Origin of the sequence: Paenactinomyces guangxiensis (assembly GCF_016055185.1) — a bacterium.
GTDB classification, from domain to species: domain Bacteria; phylum Bacillota; class Bacilli; order Thermoactinomycetales; family Thermoactinomycetaceae; genus Paenactinomyces; species Paenactinomyces guangxiensis.
Map to the genome: position 1 here is coordinate 55567 of NZ_JAECVR010000013.1, position 15941 is coordinate 71507.

A 15941-nucleotide genomic window follows, 5' to 3' on the forward strand; every position below is an offset into this window, starting at 1 on the left:
CGTTCCTCTCTTATAATTGATCGGTTAAGGGGCACTGCAATATTGTCCCGATTTTCCGATGGTACGATAGGGGCAATCAGCTTGCTCAGCAATATACAGGACGGATTCTTTGTTTCTTGCGGTTTCTCTTGAGATCACCTCATCGGGCGGGTAGAAGCCGGGATTCGAACTGCGGGGATACATTTCAAAGGTATAAGCGAAAATTTTGTGTGTACCGTAGGCCCAGTCTGTCATGTCGCCATCCGTGATATATAGATCACTGGCTTGTTGGGGTGTGTAGTTATTGGTTCTGGCCATTGCTTGTCCCATCGTTTTAAAAACCTGGTAATCGTCCACACTCATATCAGCGGGAGTATCTGCATAGGTGTAGCCATATGGCCAAAGGATCAATTCGCTGTAGGTGTGGAAAGTAATCGCAGTTTTAATCTGCTGTTTGCCTCCGATGACACGGCTGTTGACAAAGTCGCGCAGACGTGCCGTTTCAGGGGCGGAGAAGGGGGCAGATCCGCGATAGGTCTCACTGGAAGGGCTTCCGCTGGAGCCGCCGCAGCATCCCCATTTGTACCCGTAGTTCCGGTTTAAATCGGTGCCAATATAGCCGGAGTTGCTGTTGGGCTGGCGATTTTTGCGCCAATATTTGTAGGAGCCTGACGATATATCATATTCACCGCCGTCAGGGTTGAGGTTAAAGACAATATAAATTTCACGGCTGTTGACGAGATTGGTAATCCGGGAATCTGAACCGTAATTGTCAGCAAAAAGGTGAAGGATGTAAAGAGCCATCTCAACTGTCAGATGTTCGCGGGCGTGATGGAGAGAGACATAAAGGACTTCCGGTTCATTTTCATCTGACTGGACGTTGTCACTGATTTTCACTGCCCATAACTCCCGGCCCTGATATGATTTCCCGATGCTGAATTTTTTTACAATATTGGGATGGGCTGCGGCCACTTGATTAATTTCGGCATCCATCTCCTGATAATTATGATAAGCTGAGTCAGAAGGAGGGAAATCTTCGGTTCCGAAAGATAATTCTGTTTTCATTTGAAAGCCTGACTTTTTCAATTTTTGTACTTCTGCGGGAGTAGCGATAATCACCACATATCCGTCCCCGATTTCTTCAATGGATGCCCCTGTACGAGCGATCGCAGTCCTGGCTTCCTTGGTGTGGACATTGGTAACTTTATACATTCCGATTCTGTTTTTGACAGCGGACTCTTCCGCAGCAGGTTTGCCCGGCTGCCCAAAAGCCACTGCCGGGACACAAGTAATCAGCAAAAGGCAGACGAGCATAACGGAAAGCCATTTTTTCCGTTTCATAAGCAGTTTGCTCCTTTCTCTTATCAATGGAAGGCAGAATGAAAATAAGACTCCCCTTTCTTGAAAAATTTAATAAACGCCTTGTATCTGGAAATGGTGCTTTGAATGGAATAATGGCAAAGCAAAGAAGTTATATGGGGATGGAGAAAAAGAAAGTCAAGGATAGAAAAGCTTTCTAGTGGTTGTTCGCTTTAACGGATAATGAATAAAAGAGGCGCAATATCTGTTTTCTACAAATCAAACAGAAATCCTTCTGAAAAAATGAAAAAAAGGTGAAGATTTAACCTTCACCTTTATCAACGATACCCCCGTAGCCGAACCGGATAATAGTCAACTTCAGGCACTTTATCCATCTCACAAAAACTCCGCCTTCAGATGTGTAAAATCATCCGGGCAATGGTAAAGTAAATAATCAAACCGGTTCCGTCTACGAGAGTGGTAATCAAAGGGCCGGATACGACGGCAGGATCTATTTTGAGACGGTGGAGGAGCAGCGGAAGGACAGCGGATACAACAGATGCCCACAAGACAATAAAAAGAGCCGAGATAGCCACAACATATCCGATGTTTATTTCAACACCCATGAGTATCGCGCGAACATAGGCAACCAGGCCAAGGGACAAACCCAGCAGCACCCCTGTTATTAATTCTTTGTGGATCACCCGGAAAACATCCTTAAACTTCACTTCACCCACTCCCAGCGCACGTACCAGGGTAGTGACAATCTGTGATCCGGTGTTTCCCCCGGTTCCGATTAACAGGGGGATAAAAAAGGAAAGGGCGACAACTTTATCGACGGCACTCTGAAACATTTCCAGGACATTGGCGGTATAGGCCCCACCGATAAACAGAACGAGCAGCCAGATGATCCGCTTGCTGAATAAGCTCCAGATTGAAGTTTTAAAATAGGGTTCCGACAGGGGCTGGCTCCCCCCCAGCTTTTGAAAGTCTTCGGTTGCTTCTTCCTGAATCACCTCAACCACATCGTCATAGGTAATAATCCCGATGAGCCTGTTTCGGTTGTCTACGACAGGAAGGGCATAAAAACTATAGCGGGCCAGAATGCCTGCCACTTCTTCTTGTTCCATCTCAGCGGGTACCGAGATCACATCGGTGGTGGCAATTTCCGAAAGCCGCGTATGGGGGCTGGCTAAAATAATTTCTTTCAATGAGACAATTCCCACCAGCTCGCCGCGAATGCTGGTTACATAAATATAAGAGATAATTTCTGCTTCCAGACCTACTTTACGGATGTGCCGGAGGGTTTGTTCCCCGGACCAGTGGGCCCGGGCAGAGATATAGTCTACGGTCATCAAACTGCCGGCCGTGTATTCCGGATAGGTCATCAAATTATTAATTTTAATGCGGTAATCCTCAGGCAGTAGACGAAGCATCTTTTCTGCCTGAAGAGGATGAACGGCCAGCAGCATATCAACCACTGTATCGCTGGACATCTGTTTCAGGAGGGGAGAGGCGGCAGAATCATGCAAATGGTTCAGAATCTGATACTGCAACTCCGGCTCCAGGTATTCGAGCGCTTCAGCGGCTTCGGCGACAGGCAGGTTGGAGATCAGACCTATTCGTTCCCGCTCCTCCATCTCCCGCAGAATTTCAGACAGATCATAAGGTTGTAGTTGTTGGAGAAGATCCAAAAGCTTCTCCGGACCAGTTGAAGATAATTTGAGTGCTGAGGCAATTTCCTGTTGGACCATCGCGTAATTCATGCGTTTCCCCTCCTTCTTTTTTAATATTAAAAAAACCCACTCATGTGAGAGAGGGTTCCATAGCCAAATAGGCCCAGTTGTTGAGCCGATTTACCTTATCTCCCTCATTGAGCTTTGGCACTGAACGGCATAGGTCGGGGGACCAGCTACATTAGAAAAGACCTTCTGTCCGATCTTTCCTGCTGACCCATTGGCGTCTCTCGACATTTTTGGGCAGTAGCGTCTCTCCGATCAGGAACCTCACCTAATAGAGATAGTTGAAAAATATGTTGTTTTGACAGTGACAGTATAAACGCTGGTGTCAGCGATTGTCAATTAAAATTTGATTAAAAATCAGGTTGGAATATGAGTGGCAATAATATATTGTATGCAATCGAAATGAAAAGGGACTAAGTGAGCTTAAAATATACTATAAAAACCGGCTGATTCCATATACATGGGGGCCCTCTCGTGCACCTTAATGATAAACATGACCAGCTGTCTGCAGTGTTAAAATAAAGGGATCAAGTCATGATGATGGAAGAGGTTGAAACATGTTTACCATTATGATGATTGAAGATGACCCCAAGATCTCCCGGCTGCTTCGGGACCATATCGAAAAATAGGGTTACCGGGCAAATACTTTATCTCCATTCTCGGAGTCGCATATTACAGCGGCTCTTTTTTTACATTCCTGCTGGATTTCTGCTTAAAAAACAACCATGTCCCTTCATAAAGAATATAAAAATAAGATATAATCATTTACGGAGGGGTAAAGGATAACAACAGATAAGAAAAAGAGGTAAAACAAATTGGGGGGATCTCTATTGGAAACGGTGGCACCTGAATTTGAAAAGGTGGAGCATAAAAAATTAACCAAAGGAAGACTCCTTAAAAATGGAACTTTTATCTTGTTGGGAGCAGTGCTGGTAGCAGTCGGACTTGAAATTTTTTTGGTTCCCAACCAGGTGATTGACGGGGGAATCGTAGGAATCTCCATTATGCTGTCCCATTTGACAGGCCTGAATCTGGGGCTTTTATTATTTGTTTTGAACCTTCCTTTCTTCTTTCTGGGATATAAACAGATCGGAAAGACCTTCGCACTTTCAACTCTGTTTGGTGTCGTAATGATGTCTATTGGCACAAACGTGCTCCATCCGGTACCGGGACTGACCAGAGATCCGCTGTTGGCTGCTGTTTTTGGCGGAATCATTCTGGGGATCGGAGTCGGCATGGTGATCCGATACGGCGGCTCTTTGGACGGAACGGAAATTTTGGCGATTCTTTTCAACAAGAAACTCCCCTTCTCGGTGGGACAAATCGTATTGTTTTTAAACCTGTTCATTCTGGGAAGTGCCGGGTTGGTGTTTGAAAACTGGGATCGGGCGATGTACTCTCTGATTGCCTATTTTATTGCTTTCAAGATGATTGATACCACCATAGAAGGGTTTGATGAAACGAAGTCGGTGTGGATCATTAGTGACAGACCGGAAAAGCTGGGAGAATGCATCCTGAACCGGTTGGGACGGGGAGTTACATATTTGCGGGGAGAAGGAGCCTATACCGGTGAATATAAAAAGGTACTTTTCTGTGTCATCACCCGGCTGGAGGAGGCAAAACTGAAATCGATCGTCGAGGATGTGGACCCTCATGCCTTTTTGGCAATCGGAAATATTCACGATGTGAAAGGCGGAAGGTTTAAAAAGCGGGATATTCATTAAAGTTTTCCGTATCGTAATATACCATAAAGAATACAGCAAAAAAAAGGGCAACGTAAGTCATTGATCTTTCGTTACCCTTTTTTGATTTCTAAACAGGATTACGCTGGCTCCCCTGTAGTTTTGCCATTAATTGTGCAAACTGCCGCTGGTGTTGTTGAATCGTACTGTGATGTTGAAGCAACATCTGCCTCAGTTCCTCACTTCCGCAATCAGCAGCCAGTACGGAGAAAGAAGAAGCAGTTGCTTTTTCAAATTCCGCAGCGTCAAACAACATGTCCAGATCGTTCATAAGGGCTATCTCCTTTCTATTGCGGGAATTGATTCATCATTTGCTGAAATTTTTGAGCTGTTTGCTGTTGAACCTGGCTAATTTGAGTGAACAGTTGCTTCGCTTCTGGACTGGTACAGTTTTGGGCATAAAAGGCATATTTTCTTGCTGCTAAATCCTCTTGTTTGTAAGCATCACGGGCAATGTAATAATCTTTGGCCACGAAAGTCGCCTCCCTTATATTGGAAGTCACCCTTATTTTAGCCGGAAGATTGATAGAATATGCAGGTATCATTCGGTTTGCAGAGTATTCTCATTGACTGATTTTCACTGTTTAATAGCTTAACGCCTGACTCAGCCGCCGAACTCCTGGGAAAAACACAGCCAGGAAGCACCCGATCCCCGTTATTTATACTGGTTTGATCGCTTAGGTGTACTGGTTTGGGGGTGATACGATAACATTATTGATGTGTGATAATTGTAATCACTTTAAAAGCCGGGGATTCCAGCTTTTTTTGAATCAATCTCTAAAAAGGGTCATCCTTTCCTGAGATTTTTTCACTAATGTCCCTTAAGTTTAATTGTGACAACAACGCGAATGACAAAATAGCATTTAGTTTAAATTGATAGAACTATGAAACCGCTTTACTATAAAAGTACAGGGGGGAGTGCATAGTAGGAATGGAAAGGAGTTATATATAGATGTCGAATGAAAATAGTTCCGGTTTACGTGTGAAGATTCAGCGATTCGGCAGTTATTTAAGCGGCATGATTATGCCCAATATCGGTGCCTTTATAGCCTGGGGAATGATCACTGCTTTATTTATTCCCGCCGGATGGGCTCCTAACAAAGGTCTGGCGGAGCTGGTTAGCCCAATGATTACGTATTTACTGCCACTCTTGATTGGTTATACAGGCGGTAAAATTGTCTATGAAGGAAGGGGCGGAGTTGTTGGTGCGACTGCAACCATCGGGGTGATTGTCGGATCTGACATTCCTATGTTTCTAGGTGCCATGATTATGGGGCCTCTTGCCGGATACTTGATGAAGAAGGTTGACCAATATATTCAGCCAAAAGTAAAACAGGGCTTTGAAATGTTGGTAAATAACTTTTCAGCAGGTATTTTGGCAGGTATTTTAACAATTATTGCTTATCAAACAGTCGGACCTGTTGTTTTAGGATTAAATAAGGGTTTAGCCGCAGGAGTAGAACTGATTGTGAATGCAGGTTTACTGCCATTAGCCAATATTTTCATCGAGCCTGCAAAAGTATTATTCCTGAACAATGCAATTAACCATGGGATCTTAAGTCCGCTTGGAGCAGAACAATCAGCAGAAACAGGTAAGTCCATTTTATTCCTGTTAGAAGCAAATCCCGGGCCCGGTCTGGGAATACTGCTCGCATTTATGTTTTTCGGTAAAGGAAGTGCGAGACAAACATCACCGGGTGCAGCCATTATTCATTTCTTTGGAGGAATTCATGAGATTTATTTCCCGTACATTCTGATGAAGCCGCTGCTTATTTTAGCAGCCATTGCCGGTGGAGTCAGTGGTGTGTTTACATTAAGCCTTTTAAATGTCGGTTTAGTAGCCCCTCCTTCACCGGGAAGTATCATTGCTGTACTTGGAATGACCCCTAAAGGCGGTAATCACCTCGGTGTCCTCCTGGGCGTACTTGCCGCAGCAGCGGTTTCGTTTGTGATCGCCTCCCTGATCCTGAAAACAAGTAAAGATAAAGACGGGGATATTTCGGAAGCGGCGGAAAAAATGCAACAAATGAAAGGCAAGAAAAGCTCCGTAGCAGATTCGTTTGAAACGGGCGAAACTTCAGCACCAAAAGATTTTGATGCCAAAAATGTAAAAAAAATCATTTTCGCGTGTGATGCAGGGATGGGTTCCAGTGCAATGGGAGCATCCGTATTAAAAAACAAAGTGAAAAAAGCCGAGATTAAAGGAGTAGAGGTAACGAACACTTCCATCAGTAATATTCCTTCTGATGCAGATATTGTTATTACGCATAAAGACTTAACACCCCGCGCGAAAGAAACGCTTCCACAAGCTCATCACATCTCAGTTGACAACTTCTTGAACAGCCCTAAATACGATGAATTGATCAAGGATCTGAAGTCTAAATAAATGGCAGGGAGTCTGGTTTTGTACCAGGCTCTTTTTTTGTCTCTAATTTAAAATTGTCAACAATGGGCATGACGAAAGTGCAATAAGTCATTGTTGTTATAAGGGGTAAATCGTTTTATTCTTATATTAGCAGGGTTTTTAATTTAAAATTGGCAGCAAGTCAAACAAGGATAGGATGTCATTCATTGGTGGTGTAAAGCAGATGTATATTTCTGCAAGGGAAAGAAAAATATTAGAAGTTTTGCTTCTAAAAGAAGACCTGACAACCATTAATGACCTGGCGAAAGAATTGGCGGTCAGTCCGAGGACTGTCCACAGGGACTTAAAAGGGATCGAAGAAATACTGAAGGAATACAAGTTGCGCTTATATAAAAAATCAGGAATTGGGATCGGAATTATAGGTGATGAAAAATACAAAAGCAGGCTGCAAACATTTCTTTTTAATCTTTCCCATGTTGAATACACTCCGGAAGAAAGAAAGACGATTATTTTATCCGCTTTGCTGGATGCATCGGAGCCTGTCAAACTAGTCTCCCTGGCGAATGACTTGAATGTTACGATTGCCACGATAAGTAATGACTTAAATAAAGTGGAAGACAGAATTTCACCTTTTGGGCTTTCTCTGATCAGAAAAAGAGGTTATGGGGTAGAAATAAAAGGATCGGAAACATCCAAAAGAAAAGTGATGAGTAATCTAATTCTTGATCATCTTGACGAATTTGAATTTTTAGCCCTTATCAAGGAACGCATTCAAAAAAAATCTTCCGGGGACATAAAGACAATCACAGACAAATTATTAGGATTAGTAGATAAGAAAAAACTATTGATCATTGAGCAGAAAGTGGAAAGGATCAAAGAAGAACTGCCTTATTCCGTCGCTGACAGCGCTTATATGGGACTAGTCGTTCATCTGGCTTTGGCGGTCGAAAGAATTCAGCAGGGGGAAGAAATTGACTTTGACCAACAATACCTGGAGTCAATGAAGGGGACCAGGGAATATCAGGCAGCTGCAAAAATTGTTTCCGAACTCGAAGAGGCATTTAATATTTCAATTTCAAACGGGGAAATTGGATATATTGCCATGCACTTGATGGGAGCTAAATTGCGCAGTGACCATGAAGTTCTGCTTGAGGATACAAGTTTTCGGATTGGGATTAAGGCACAAGAGCTGATTTGCGCTGTAAGCAAAAGAATAAAGAAAAATTTGACAAAAAATGCGGAACTTTTTCAAGGATTGGTAGCTCATCTGAGACCTGCCGTTTACCGAATGAGACAAAACATGTATATCCATAATCCGTTATTACCAAGGATAGAAGCGGAATATAATGAGCTTTTTACCATAGTTGAGAAAGAAGCCAAAAGAATCTTTCCCGACTTACATGTTCCAAAAGAAGAAACGGGCTACTTGGTTATGCATTTTGTCTCCGCTCTGCTTAAAAGGGAAGAGATGACGGAAAAACAAGCGTTAGTAGTCTGTTCAAGCGGGATTGGCACATCAAAGATGTTATCAGCTAAACTTCAGCGGGAATTACCCGGCTTAAAGCCAGTCAATGTGTCCCTGTTTGAATTGGATCATATGAATCCGGACGAATATGATGTGATGATATCGACGGTTCCTTTAAAAGGTTACGAAGGAGACTATATTTTGGCCAGTCCTTTCTTATCTGATGAGGATATAGAGAAGGTAAAAAAAATGATCCAAATCGGGATGAACAGGGGGCGGATTGAACAAACTCAGACATCCACAAGGGATGGACAAATGGAAAGCAATCACTTTATGCAAGAAATTGAATCAGTAAAAAAAATCTCCACATCTATCTTTCTATTATTAAATAATTTTGTAGTAAAAGAGAGAAGTGCCTCATCAATAGAAAAATTGTTACAGAAGGCCTGTGAAGAATTGGAAGACAAAGGACTGATAAAAGAAGCAGACAATGTGAAAAACCGTTTGCTTGAACGGGAAAAAACCGGCGGACTGGGAATTCCCGGGACATCGTTGGCGTTATACCATACAAAAAGTGATGATGTCCTTTCCCCATCCTTTACTGTTTATCGTCTGCATGATCATCTGAAAACTTGTGGCATGGATGGGTCAGCAATGGAAATAACCACTATATTACTTATGCTTTGTCCTGAAAAAGCAGATGATGAAACACTGGAAATTTTAAGTTATATAAGTACGCTGATCATTCGTGACCAGGAATCGATCCGTCTTTTTGAACAAGATGACCATCGGTCCGTCATGAACTATTTAACACGGCAGCTAAAAGAATTCTTTTTAAATAAAGTGAAGGAGAAGAAGCAATGAAAAACATGCCTGTACAAATATTGACTAAAGAAAATATCCAATTAAATGCCAGTATTGCAAGCAAGGAAGATGCAATTAGAAAAGCAGGGCAAATATTGGTTGACCGGGGATATGTGGATGCTGGTTATATTGAAAAAATGCTGGAAAGAGAAAATCTTGCTTCCACTTTCATGGGGAATTTTGTTGCAATTCCTCATGGAACGGAAGCTGCGAAGGAATTAGTAAAAAAATCAGGCATTGCTATCATTCAGGTGCCGGGAGGCGTTGACTTCGGAGATGGCAATCTTGTAAAAGTTCTAATTGGTATTGCCGGCAAGAATAACGAACATTTAGATATCCTTTCTCAAATCGCGATTGTCTGCTCAGAAGAAGAAAACATTGAAAAAATTGTTAAAGCAAAAGATCCGGAAACAATTTTAAACTTATTTGAAGAGGTGAACTAATTTGTTAGCTGTACACTTTGGTGCCGGAAATATTGGAAGAGGTTTTATTGGCGAGATCCTTCACGATGCCGGATATGATATTTCTTTTGTGGATATTAATGCTGAAATGGTGGACCTGCTAAATTCCAAGAAAAAATATAAGATAGTGTTTGCTGATCAAGGCAAGAACGAACAGTTTATTACAGGAATATCGGCAATAAATAGTAAGGTTGAGCCCGATAAAGTGATCGAAAGTATTGTCCGGGCGGATCTGGTCACAACAGCTGTAGGTCCGGACATATTGGTGAACATATCTGATTTACTGGCAAAGAGTCTTAAAAGGCGTTCAGAAATAACAGACAAACCGTTAAACATTATCGCTTGTGAAAATATGATTGGCGGCAGCACTTTTTTAAAAGAGAAAGTGTATGAAAAATTATCGGATGAAGAAAAAACATTATTTAACCGGTTATATGCATTCCCTGATGCTGCGGTAGACCGGATTGTTCCCAGTCAGATAAATGATGACAGGCTGATGGTTGAAGTTGAACCATATTATGAGTGGGTTGTGGATCAATCTGCTATAAAAGGAGAACTTCCGGCTATTAGCGGGATTAAATTTGTCCCTGAGCTTGCTCCATATATCGTAAGAAAACTTTTTACAGTTAATACCGGCCATGCTGCCATTGCCTATTTTGGCTATATGAAAGGCTTTGCCAGAATAGATGAAGCAATTAAAGATAAAGAAGTGTATCACGCAGTTTCCGGTGCTTTAAAGGAAACGGGGAGAGTCATTGTATCTAAATATGATTTCGATTGGGACAGCCATCAGGACTATATAAATAAAATTCTGTTGAGATTCAAAAATCCTTACATTATAGATAGTGTAACAAGGGTTGGGCGCTCTCCTCTTAGAAAGCTTGGCAAGAATGACCGCTTGCTTGGACCGGCCTTAAGTTACTATCAGTTATTTGGGAAAGTACCGGAGAATCTTTCAAAAATCATCGCAGCTGTTTTACTTTTTGATGCAGAAGACGATCAGGAAGCGCGAGCATTAAAACATTTGATCAGGAACCAAGGCGTTGAAAAAGCCCTTAGTGAAACAGTTGAGTTGGAAGAGCAACATCCGATCATTCAAAAATCAATAGAGTATTATAAACTCCACTTGAAAGAGAAGGAGATAACCATCCGGGATTCTTCAAAGAGGCTATGAAATTTTGCTCCAAACAGAGAGTGATTATATCGTAATCATTACTGTTTATAAATAGTGATGATTACGATTTTTTATTTTTTATTAATGTCCATTCTTCCTATAATTTGATATAATTAGGAATCATTCTTAAATTCCTCTGGGTGGAAAATATGCAGGCAGGCCTGTTATGTGGAGGAATATGTTTAATCTTTTTATAAGGAGCCACCAAAACGTATGAAACAAACTGTTATCAGCCGGACGGCTGCCGATTTAATTGAAATGATTCTGAAAGCCCATCAGGTATTGCACCGGGAGCAGGATTTGTCTCCCGGAAATCCGCTGATCAATGAGACATTAACGCAACTGGTTTCCAAAGTTTGTACACCGTATACAGAGACAGACATTGCTTATGTGCTGAATCACCCCAAGCGCTGTCACGTTCAGTCAAGTTTGTATGAAAAGCTGGGCGAAGCGGAAGGGGAGATGGAGCGGTACTACGCACAGCTGTTATCAGCCATTCCGCAACCCGGGTGGCATCATCTGCGGCAGTTTCTCTACTGGGACAATTATGTAGCGCTTGTGAACAAGGAAGTGGAGAAAATAGTGACATGCCACAGCGAAATGTTAAATCACCCGGATGGTGAGGTGGCATTTGTGGGTGCCGGTTCACTTCCCTTAAGTGCCATCCTGCTTTCCCGGCAAACACAGCGAAAAGTTATTTGCATCGATCTTGATCCTGACGCTTGCATGCGGGCGGAAACACTGATTCGGAATTATCAGTTGAGTCACCATATATCTGTGATACAGGCAGATGGACGGGAGATTTCGTACCAGCCGTATTCAATCATTTTTTTGGCAAGCCTGGTATTCAAAAAAGCGGACGTGATCAGGCGGATTCAAAAAACAGCTCCCCGCGCGTTGATCGCCGTCCGTTCGGCTGACGGTTTGCACCAGATTCTCTATGAACAGGTAAATGTACGGGAACTTGAAGCACTTGGCCTTTCTCTCACCGCCCGCACTGAATCTGATCATAAGGTGATCAATTCTACCCTGTTTTTTGAAAGTTGAACGGCTTATCATAGATGTGAATCGGAATCGTGTGATAAAATGTATTACTAAGTTGATATGGCAAGTCCGACGTCTAAATATCCGGTCCATGTTCCTGGCATAATTAGTAAGTTATTGGCAATGGGTGATTCAATCTGTGGTGTCCGTTCAGCGATTTGAGGGAGGGGGGAGCCGAGAATGAAGAAGATCGGAAATGTAGTCACACCGATGTTTAACAAAAGAATCAACCCCAATGCAATGGAAACACAGTTAAAACTTTTTTATAAACATCCTTTGGTCCAAACGTTTATGCAAAATCACCCGGAAGTAACTCCTGATGTATACCGGCGTTCATTCTCGCAATTGCGGCAGTTTGTGACAGAAAGGGAAAGCTGTGAAGGTTGCCGCGAACTGGATCAATGCCCGAACATGGTGAAGGGGCATTATCCCACGCTGTATGCGTACGGTGGATATTTAGACTTGCAGATGAACGAATGCAGCAAGCTGCGGGCTTATAAAGAGGAACAGCAACGGAAAAAGCTGATTCGCTGCCATCAGATTCCCAGGGAAATTCAAACAGCAACGTTTGAAACCATTGACTATGACGAAAACCGGGACGAGGCTCTTAATCATGCGCTCGACTTTTGCTTAAAAATAGCCAATAATGAGCCGGTCAAAGGGCTATATCTATACGGGCCTTTTGGAGTCGGTAAAAGTTATATCGCCGGTGCGGTTGTAAATAAACTGGCCAGCCACGGGATCGGGTCTTTGATGATCCATATGTCGGCTTTGGCAGTAGAGATGCGGGATTCTATTTCCGGCAAAATGGTGAGCAGCAAAATAGAAACACTCAGCAATGTCCCGATTTTAGTTTTGGATGATATCGGTTCGGAAAATATTTCTCCCTGGCTGCGGGATGATGTGTTAAGTATTGTTTTCCATAATCGGATGTCAAATCAGTTGCCTACCATTTTCACCTCTAATTTAACTCTGGATGAGTTGCAAGAATACTTTTCTTACACACAAAAGAGCGGGCAAGAGCCGATAAAAGCTGCGCGCATCATGGAACGAATACGCCCGTTTGTCTATCCGATCTGTGTTGAAGGCAAAAATCGCAGATATGAAAAGTAAACTCTTTTGTGTCAAGAGATGCTACACAAATATAGTATCTCTTATTTTATCCTGTTTGTTTTTTGATTCTTCCATTAATTTATGGACGGATTGCATTTATTAAAGAAAGACTTTAGTTTTGAATGAAAAAAGCAGCTCCCGACAGGTCGGTTTATGCGGATTCGACAGGTTTATTGTTTTTTTGTAAATAACAAAAACTTTGCGAAAAAGGAAGCAACAAGAAAAGGGGACGTTGATTTCTAAAAAAATTAAAGAAAATCATAGAAGAATATGGGTTGTCAATGGAAGATATAAGAGGTATTAAATAATAAAGGGACATTTATAACTATTTTAAAAAGGAAAAATAGGGAAATTTGTCTTCATTTATGATCTTTTAGAGGAGTTAAAGAGATGAGAAATCTGAAAACATTGCTGAAAAGTGCGATTGCCAATCCTATTAATAAGTCGGAAAAGGAAAAAGTGCTGATGGTTGTGCAGACGCAAAACGATTGGCTCAAAGAGATGACGGAACGTTATTCGGACTTATATCTGGTTTCTTTTGAATGTCCCAATTGTGGTCACGTACAGACCATTGCCGACTTTAACAACCTAAAAATTTACCCCGGCAGAGCTTATAAAGATTGCATCGGAAAATATGTGAAAGATAAGGGGTGCAATTGGTCGATTGATAATAACAACCCGAAGACGACAAAGATGTTAAGCAAATGCCGGATTGTTATCACTGAAGACGGAAAGGAATATAGAGTGTTTGATTTTGCCGGGTAAAAATGCAAGTGATGTTTATTGAATTCATTTTACAAATAAAAAACCCGCCTGAATAAGGCTTTTGACACAAATCCCTTGTTGGGAATGGGGGTGTCACAAGCCTTAACACAGCGGGTTTTTTATTTTAAAGTTGCCCTGCCAAAAGCCGGAGGCCGGGTAAACGATCTCGTTAGCCGGGCGGAGATAATAGAGGAAAGATGATGAATTTACTTGAATTTTATAAGAAAATTCTGTATAATTATACTACCTCCTTTTCTGTACTTACCAAGATACTCAGCAATCAACCGTTACCATTTTCTCTAACATTGCATTATATGAATCATAGACATGGATTCACCGCTGCTGACGAATATACATCACCCGTGTTCACGTTGTTGGCTTTCTGTGCCTTGGGTGACAAGCATCCTTTTCTCCTTCGTCTCATCCGATGAACTTTACTTCAAGAAGCCCAAGGGAAAAATTCCGGGTAAGGAAGGGATGCCATATGACGGACGAAATGAAAGCGCTGGAACGCGCTATTGACGAGATAACGGAGATCGCTGTCGGTTTCGGGCTTGACTTTTATCCCATGCGTTACGAAATTTGTCCGGCAGATATTATCTATACATTTGGGGCTTACGGAATGCCCACCCGATTTTCACACTGGAGTTTTGGAAAGACGTTTCACAAAATGAAGCTGCAATATGATCTGAATTTAAGCAAGATTTATGAGTTGGTGATTAACTCCAACCCCTGTTATGCTTTTCTCTTAAAAGGAAACAGTTTAATCCAAAACAAATTGATTGTTGCCCACGTACTGGCGCATTGTGATTTCTTTAAGAATAATGTGCGCTTTTCCAATACTTCCCGTGATATGGTAGAGAGTATGGCGGCGAGTGCCGAGCGGATTCGCCGTTATGAAATCGCCTATGGAAAAGATTTGGTTGAAGAGTTTCTGGACCATGTGCTGGCGATTCAGGAACATATTAACCCCAGTTTGCTTGATGCGAGAAGCAGTAACAAACCACACAAACAAAAAGAGGTTCCGGCTCACAAAAAGCGGAAGAGCCCCTATGACGACCTGTGGGATCTGGACGGTCCGAAAGAAAGGTCCGCAGAAAAGACGCAGAAGCGCCGCTTCCCGGAACGGCCCGAAAAAGACCTTCTCCTTTTCATCATGCATCATAGCAGGGTTCTGGAAGATTGGCATCAGGACATATTGACTATTTTGCGTGATGAGATGTTTTATTTCTGGCCGCAATTGGAAACCAAGATTATGAATGAGGGATGGGCTTCCTACTGGCATATTCGCATCTTAAGGGAGCTTGACCTGACGGAAGCGGAAACAGTTGAATTTGCCAAGCTGAATGCCTTTGTTTTGCAGCCATCTACAACCTCAGTCAATCCTTATCACCTGGGTTTGAAAATATTTGAAGATATTGAGCACCGTTGGGATCATCCGACGGAACAAGAGAGGAGAGAACTGGGGCGTATTCCCGGTAAAGGGCGGGAAAAGATCTTTGAGGTACGGGAGCTGGATTCAGATATTTCCTTTATCCGCAACTATTTAACCAAGCAATTGGTAGAGGATTTAGATTTATACATTTTCCAGCGTCAGGGAACTGACTGGAATGTGACTGATAAAAACTGGGAGAATGTGCGGGATCAATTAGTGGCGAGCCGGGTTAACGGCGGGCATCCGGTTATCGTGGTCAAAGACGGGGACTATCTGCAAAACGGAGAACTGTATTTAAGGCATCAATATGAGGGAACCGAGCTGGATTTAAAATATTTGGAGCGAACCCTGCCTCATGTCTACGCCTTATGGGGGCGATCTGTCTACTTGGAAACGGTGATTGAGAACCGGCCGGTTGTATTTTGTTTTAACGGAAAGAAATGCACTCGCAGGTTTTTGTGAAAAACAGGAAAACTCCCGGGTATCAGATCCC

The 15941-nt window shown here is 42.4% G+C and carries 13 protein-coding genes and 1 riboswitch; of the genes, 9 read left to right on the top strand and 4 right to left on the bottom strand.

Annotation, left to right across the window (positions count from 1 at the left end; genetic code table 11):
* Positions 1-24: 24 nt before the first annotated feature.
* Positions 25-1320, bottom strand: a complete 1296-nt coding sequence (locus I8U27_RS12855) for a M14 family metallopeptidase (protein WP_181752477.1) — start codon at positions 1318-1320, stop codon at positions 25-27.
* 371 nt (positions 1321-1691) lie between these two features.
* Positions 1692-3044 (bottom strand): magnesium transporter, encoded by a 1353-nt coding sequence (gene mgtE / locus I8U27_RS12860; RefSeq protein ID WP_374057932.1) that lies wholly within the window; start codon positions 3042-3044, stop codon positions 1692-1694.
* 93 nt (positions 3045-3137) lie between these two features.
* Positions 3138-3303, bottom strand: a riboswitch (M-box (ykoK) riboswitch).
* A gap of 556 nt (positions 3304-3859) precedes the next feature.
* On the opposite strand from mgtE, the gene I8U27_RS12865 reads away from it, so the two are divergent.
* Entirely contained in the window at positions 3860-4744 is an 885-nt protein-coding gene (locus I8U27_RS12865) for a YitT family protein (RefSeq protein WP_181752588.1), read from the top strand.
* An 88-nt stretch (positions 4745-4832) separates the two neighbouring features.
* Here the strand turns inward: I8U27_RS12865 and I8U27_RS12870 are convergent, their stop codons facing one another.
* Positions 4833-5033, bottom strand: a complete 201-nt coding sequence (locus I8U27_RS12870) for a spore coat protein (protein WP_181752478.1) — start codon at positions 5031-5033, stop codon at positions 4833-4835.
* 16 nt (positions 5034-5049) lie between these two features.
* Positions 5050-5235 (bottom strand): hypothetical protein, encoded by a 186-nt coding sequence (locus I8U27_RS12875; RefSeq protein ID WP_181752479.1) that lies wholly within the window; start codon positions 5233-5235, stop codon positions 5050-5052.
* A gap of 479 nt (positions 5236-5714) precedes the next feature.
* Between I8U27_RS12875 and I8U27_RS12880 the strand changes: the two genes are divergently transcribed.
* From I8U27_RS12880 to I8U27_RS12915, 8 genes are all read left to right on the top strand, one after another.
* Complete coding sequence (locus I8U27_RS12880; protein WP_181752480.1) at positions 5715-7148, top strand: PTS mannitol transporter subunit IICB; 1434 nt, start codon at positions 5715-5717, stop codon at positions 7146-7148.
* A 202-nt stretch (positions 7149-7350) separates the two neighbouring features.
* Positions 7351-9456, top strand: coding sequence for a BglG family transcription antiterminator (locus tag I8U27_RS12885; RefSeq protein ID WP_181752481.1), 2106 nt, complete (start codon positions 7351-7353; stop codon positions 9454-9456).
* Between the two features lie 5 nt (positions 9457-9461).
* Complete coding sequence (locus I8U27_RS12890; RefSeq protein ID WP_181752590.1) at positions 9462-9899, top strand: PTS sugar transporter subunit IIA; 438 nt, start codon at positions 9462-9464, stop codon at positions 9897-9899.
* A 1-nt stretch (position 9900) separates the two neighbouring features.
* Positions 9901-11091 (top strand): mannitol-1-phosphate 5-dehydrogenase, encoded by a 1191-nt coding sequence (locus I8U27_RS12895; protein WP_181752482.1) that lies wholly within the window; start codon positions 9901-9903, stop codon positions 11089-11091.
* A 213-nt stretch (positions 11092-11304) separates the two neighbouring features.
* Positions 11305-12138, top strand: coding sequence for a nicotianamine synthase family protein (locus I8U27_RS12900; protein WP_181752483.1), 834 nt, complete (start codon positions 11305-11307; stop codon positions 12136-12138).
* 177 nt (positions 12139-12315) lie between these two features.
* A complete protein-coding gene (gene dnaI / locus I8U27_RS12905; protein WP_181752484.1) occupies positions 12316-13248 on the top strand; it encodes a primosomal protein DnaI in 933 nt (310 codons plus the stop codon).
* 390 nt (positions 13249-13638) lie between these two features.
* The gene (locus I8U27_RS12910; RefSeq protein WP_181752485.1) at positions 13639-14013 is read left to right on the top strand and encodes a VVA0879 family protein; all 375 of its coding nucleotides are present in this window, start codon (positions 13639-13641) and stop codon (positions 14011-14013) included.
* A 484-nt stretch (positions 14014-14497) separates the two neighbouring features.
* Entirely contained in the window at positions 14498-15910 is a 1413-nt protein-coding gene (locus I8U27_RS12915; protein WP_181752486.1) for a SpoVR family protein, read from the top strand.
* The last annotated feature ends 31 nt before the right edge of the window (positions 15911-15941 follow it).

Excerpts from the sequence above, each read along its gene's own strand:
- I8U27_RS12855 (WP_181752477.1), bottom strand. The coding sequence starts at position 1,320 with ATGAAACGGAAAAAATGGCTTTCCGTTATGCTCGTCTGCCTTTTGCTG.
- mgtE (WP_374057932.1), bottom strand. The coding sequence starts at position 3,044 with ATGAATTACGCGATGGTCCAACAGGAAATTGCCTCAGCACTCAAATTA.
- I8U27_RS12870 (WP_181752478.1), bottom strand. The coding sequence starts at position 5,033 with ATGAACGATCTGGACATGTTGTTTGACGCTGCGGAATTTGAAAAAGCA.
- I8U27_RS12880 (WP_181752480.1), top strand. The coding sequence starts at position 5,715 with ATGTCGAATGAAAATAGTTCCGGTTTACGTGTGAAGATTCAGCGATTC.
- I8U27_RS12885 (WP_181752481.1), top strand. The coding sequence starts at position 7,351 with ATGTATATTTCTGCAAGGGAAAGAAAAATATTAGAAGTTTTGCTTCTA.
- I8U27_RS12890 (WP_181752590.1), top strand. The coding sequence starts at position 9,462 with ATGCCTGTACAAATATTGACTAAAGAAAATATCCAATTAAATGCCAGT.
- I8U27_RS12900 (WP_181752483.1), top strand. The coding sequence starts at position 11,305 with ATGAAACAAACTGTTATCAGCCGGACGGCTGCCGATTTAATTGAAATG.
- dnaI (WP_181752484.1), top strand. The coding sequence starts at position 12,316 with ATGAAGAAGATCGGAAATGTAGTCACACCGATGTTTAACAAAAGAATC.
- I8U27_RS12910 (WP_181752485.1), top strand. The coding sequence starts at position 13,639 with ATGAGAAATCTGAAAACATTGCTGAAAAGTGCGATTGCCAATCCTATT.
- I8U27_RS12915 (WP_181752486.1), top strand. The coding sequence starts at position 14,498 with ATGACGGACGAAATGAAAGCGCTGGAACGCGCTATTGACGAGATAACG.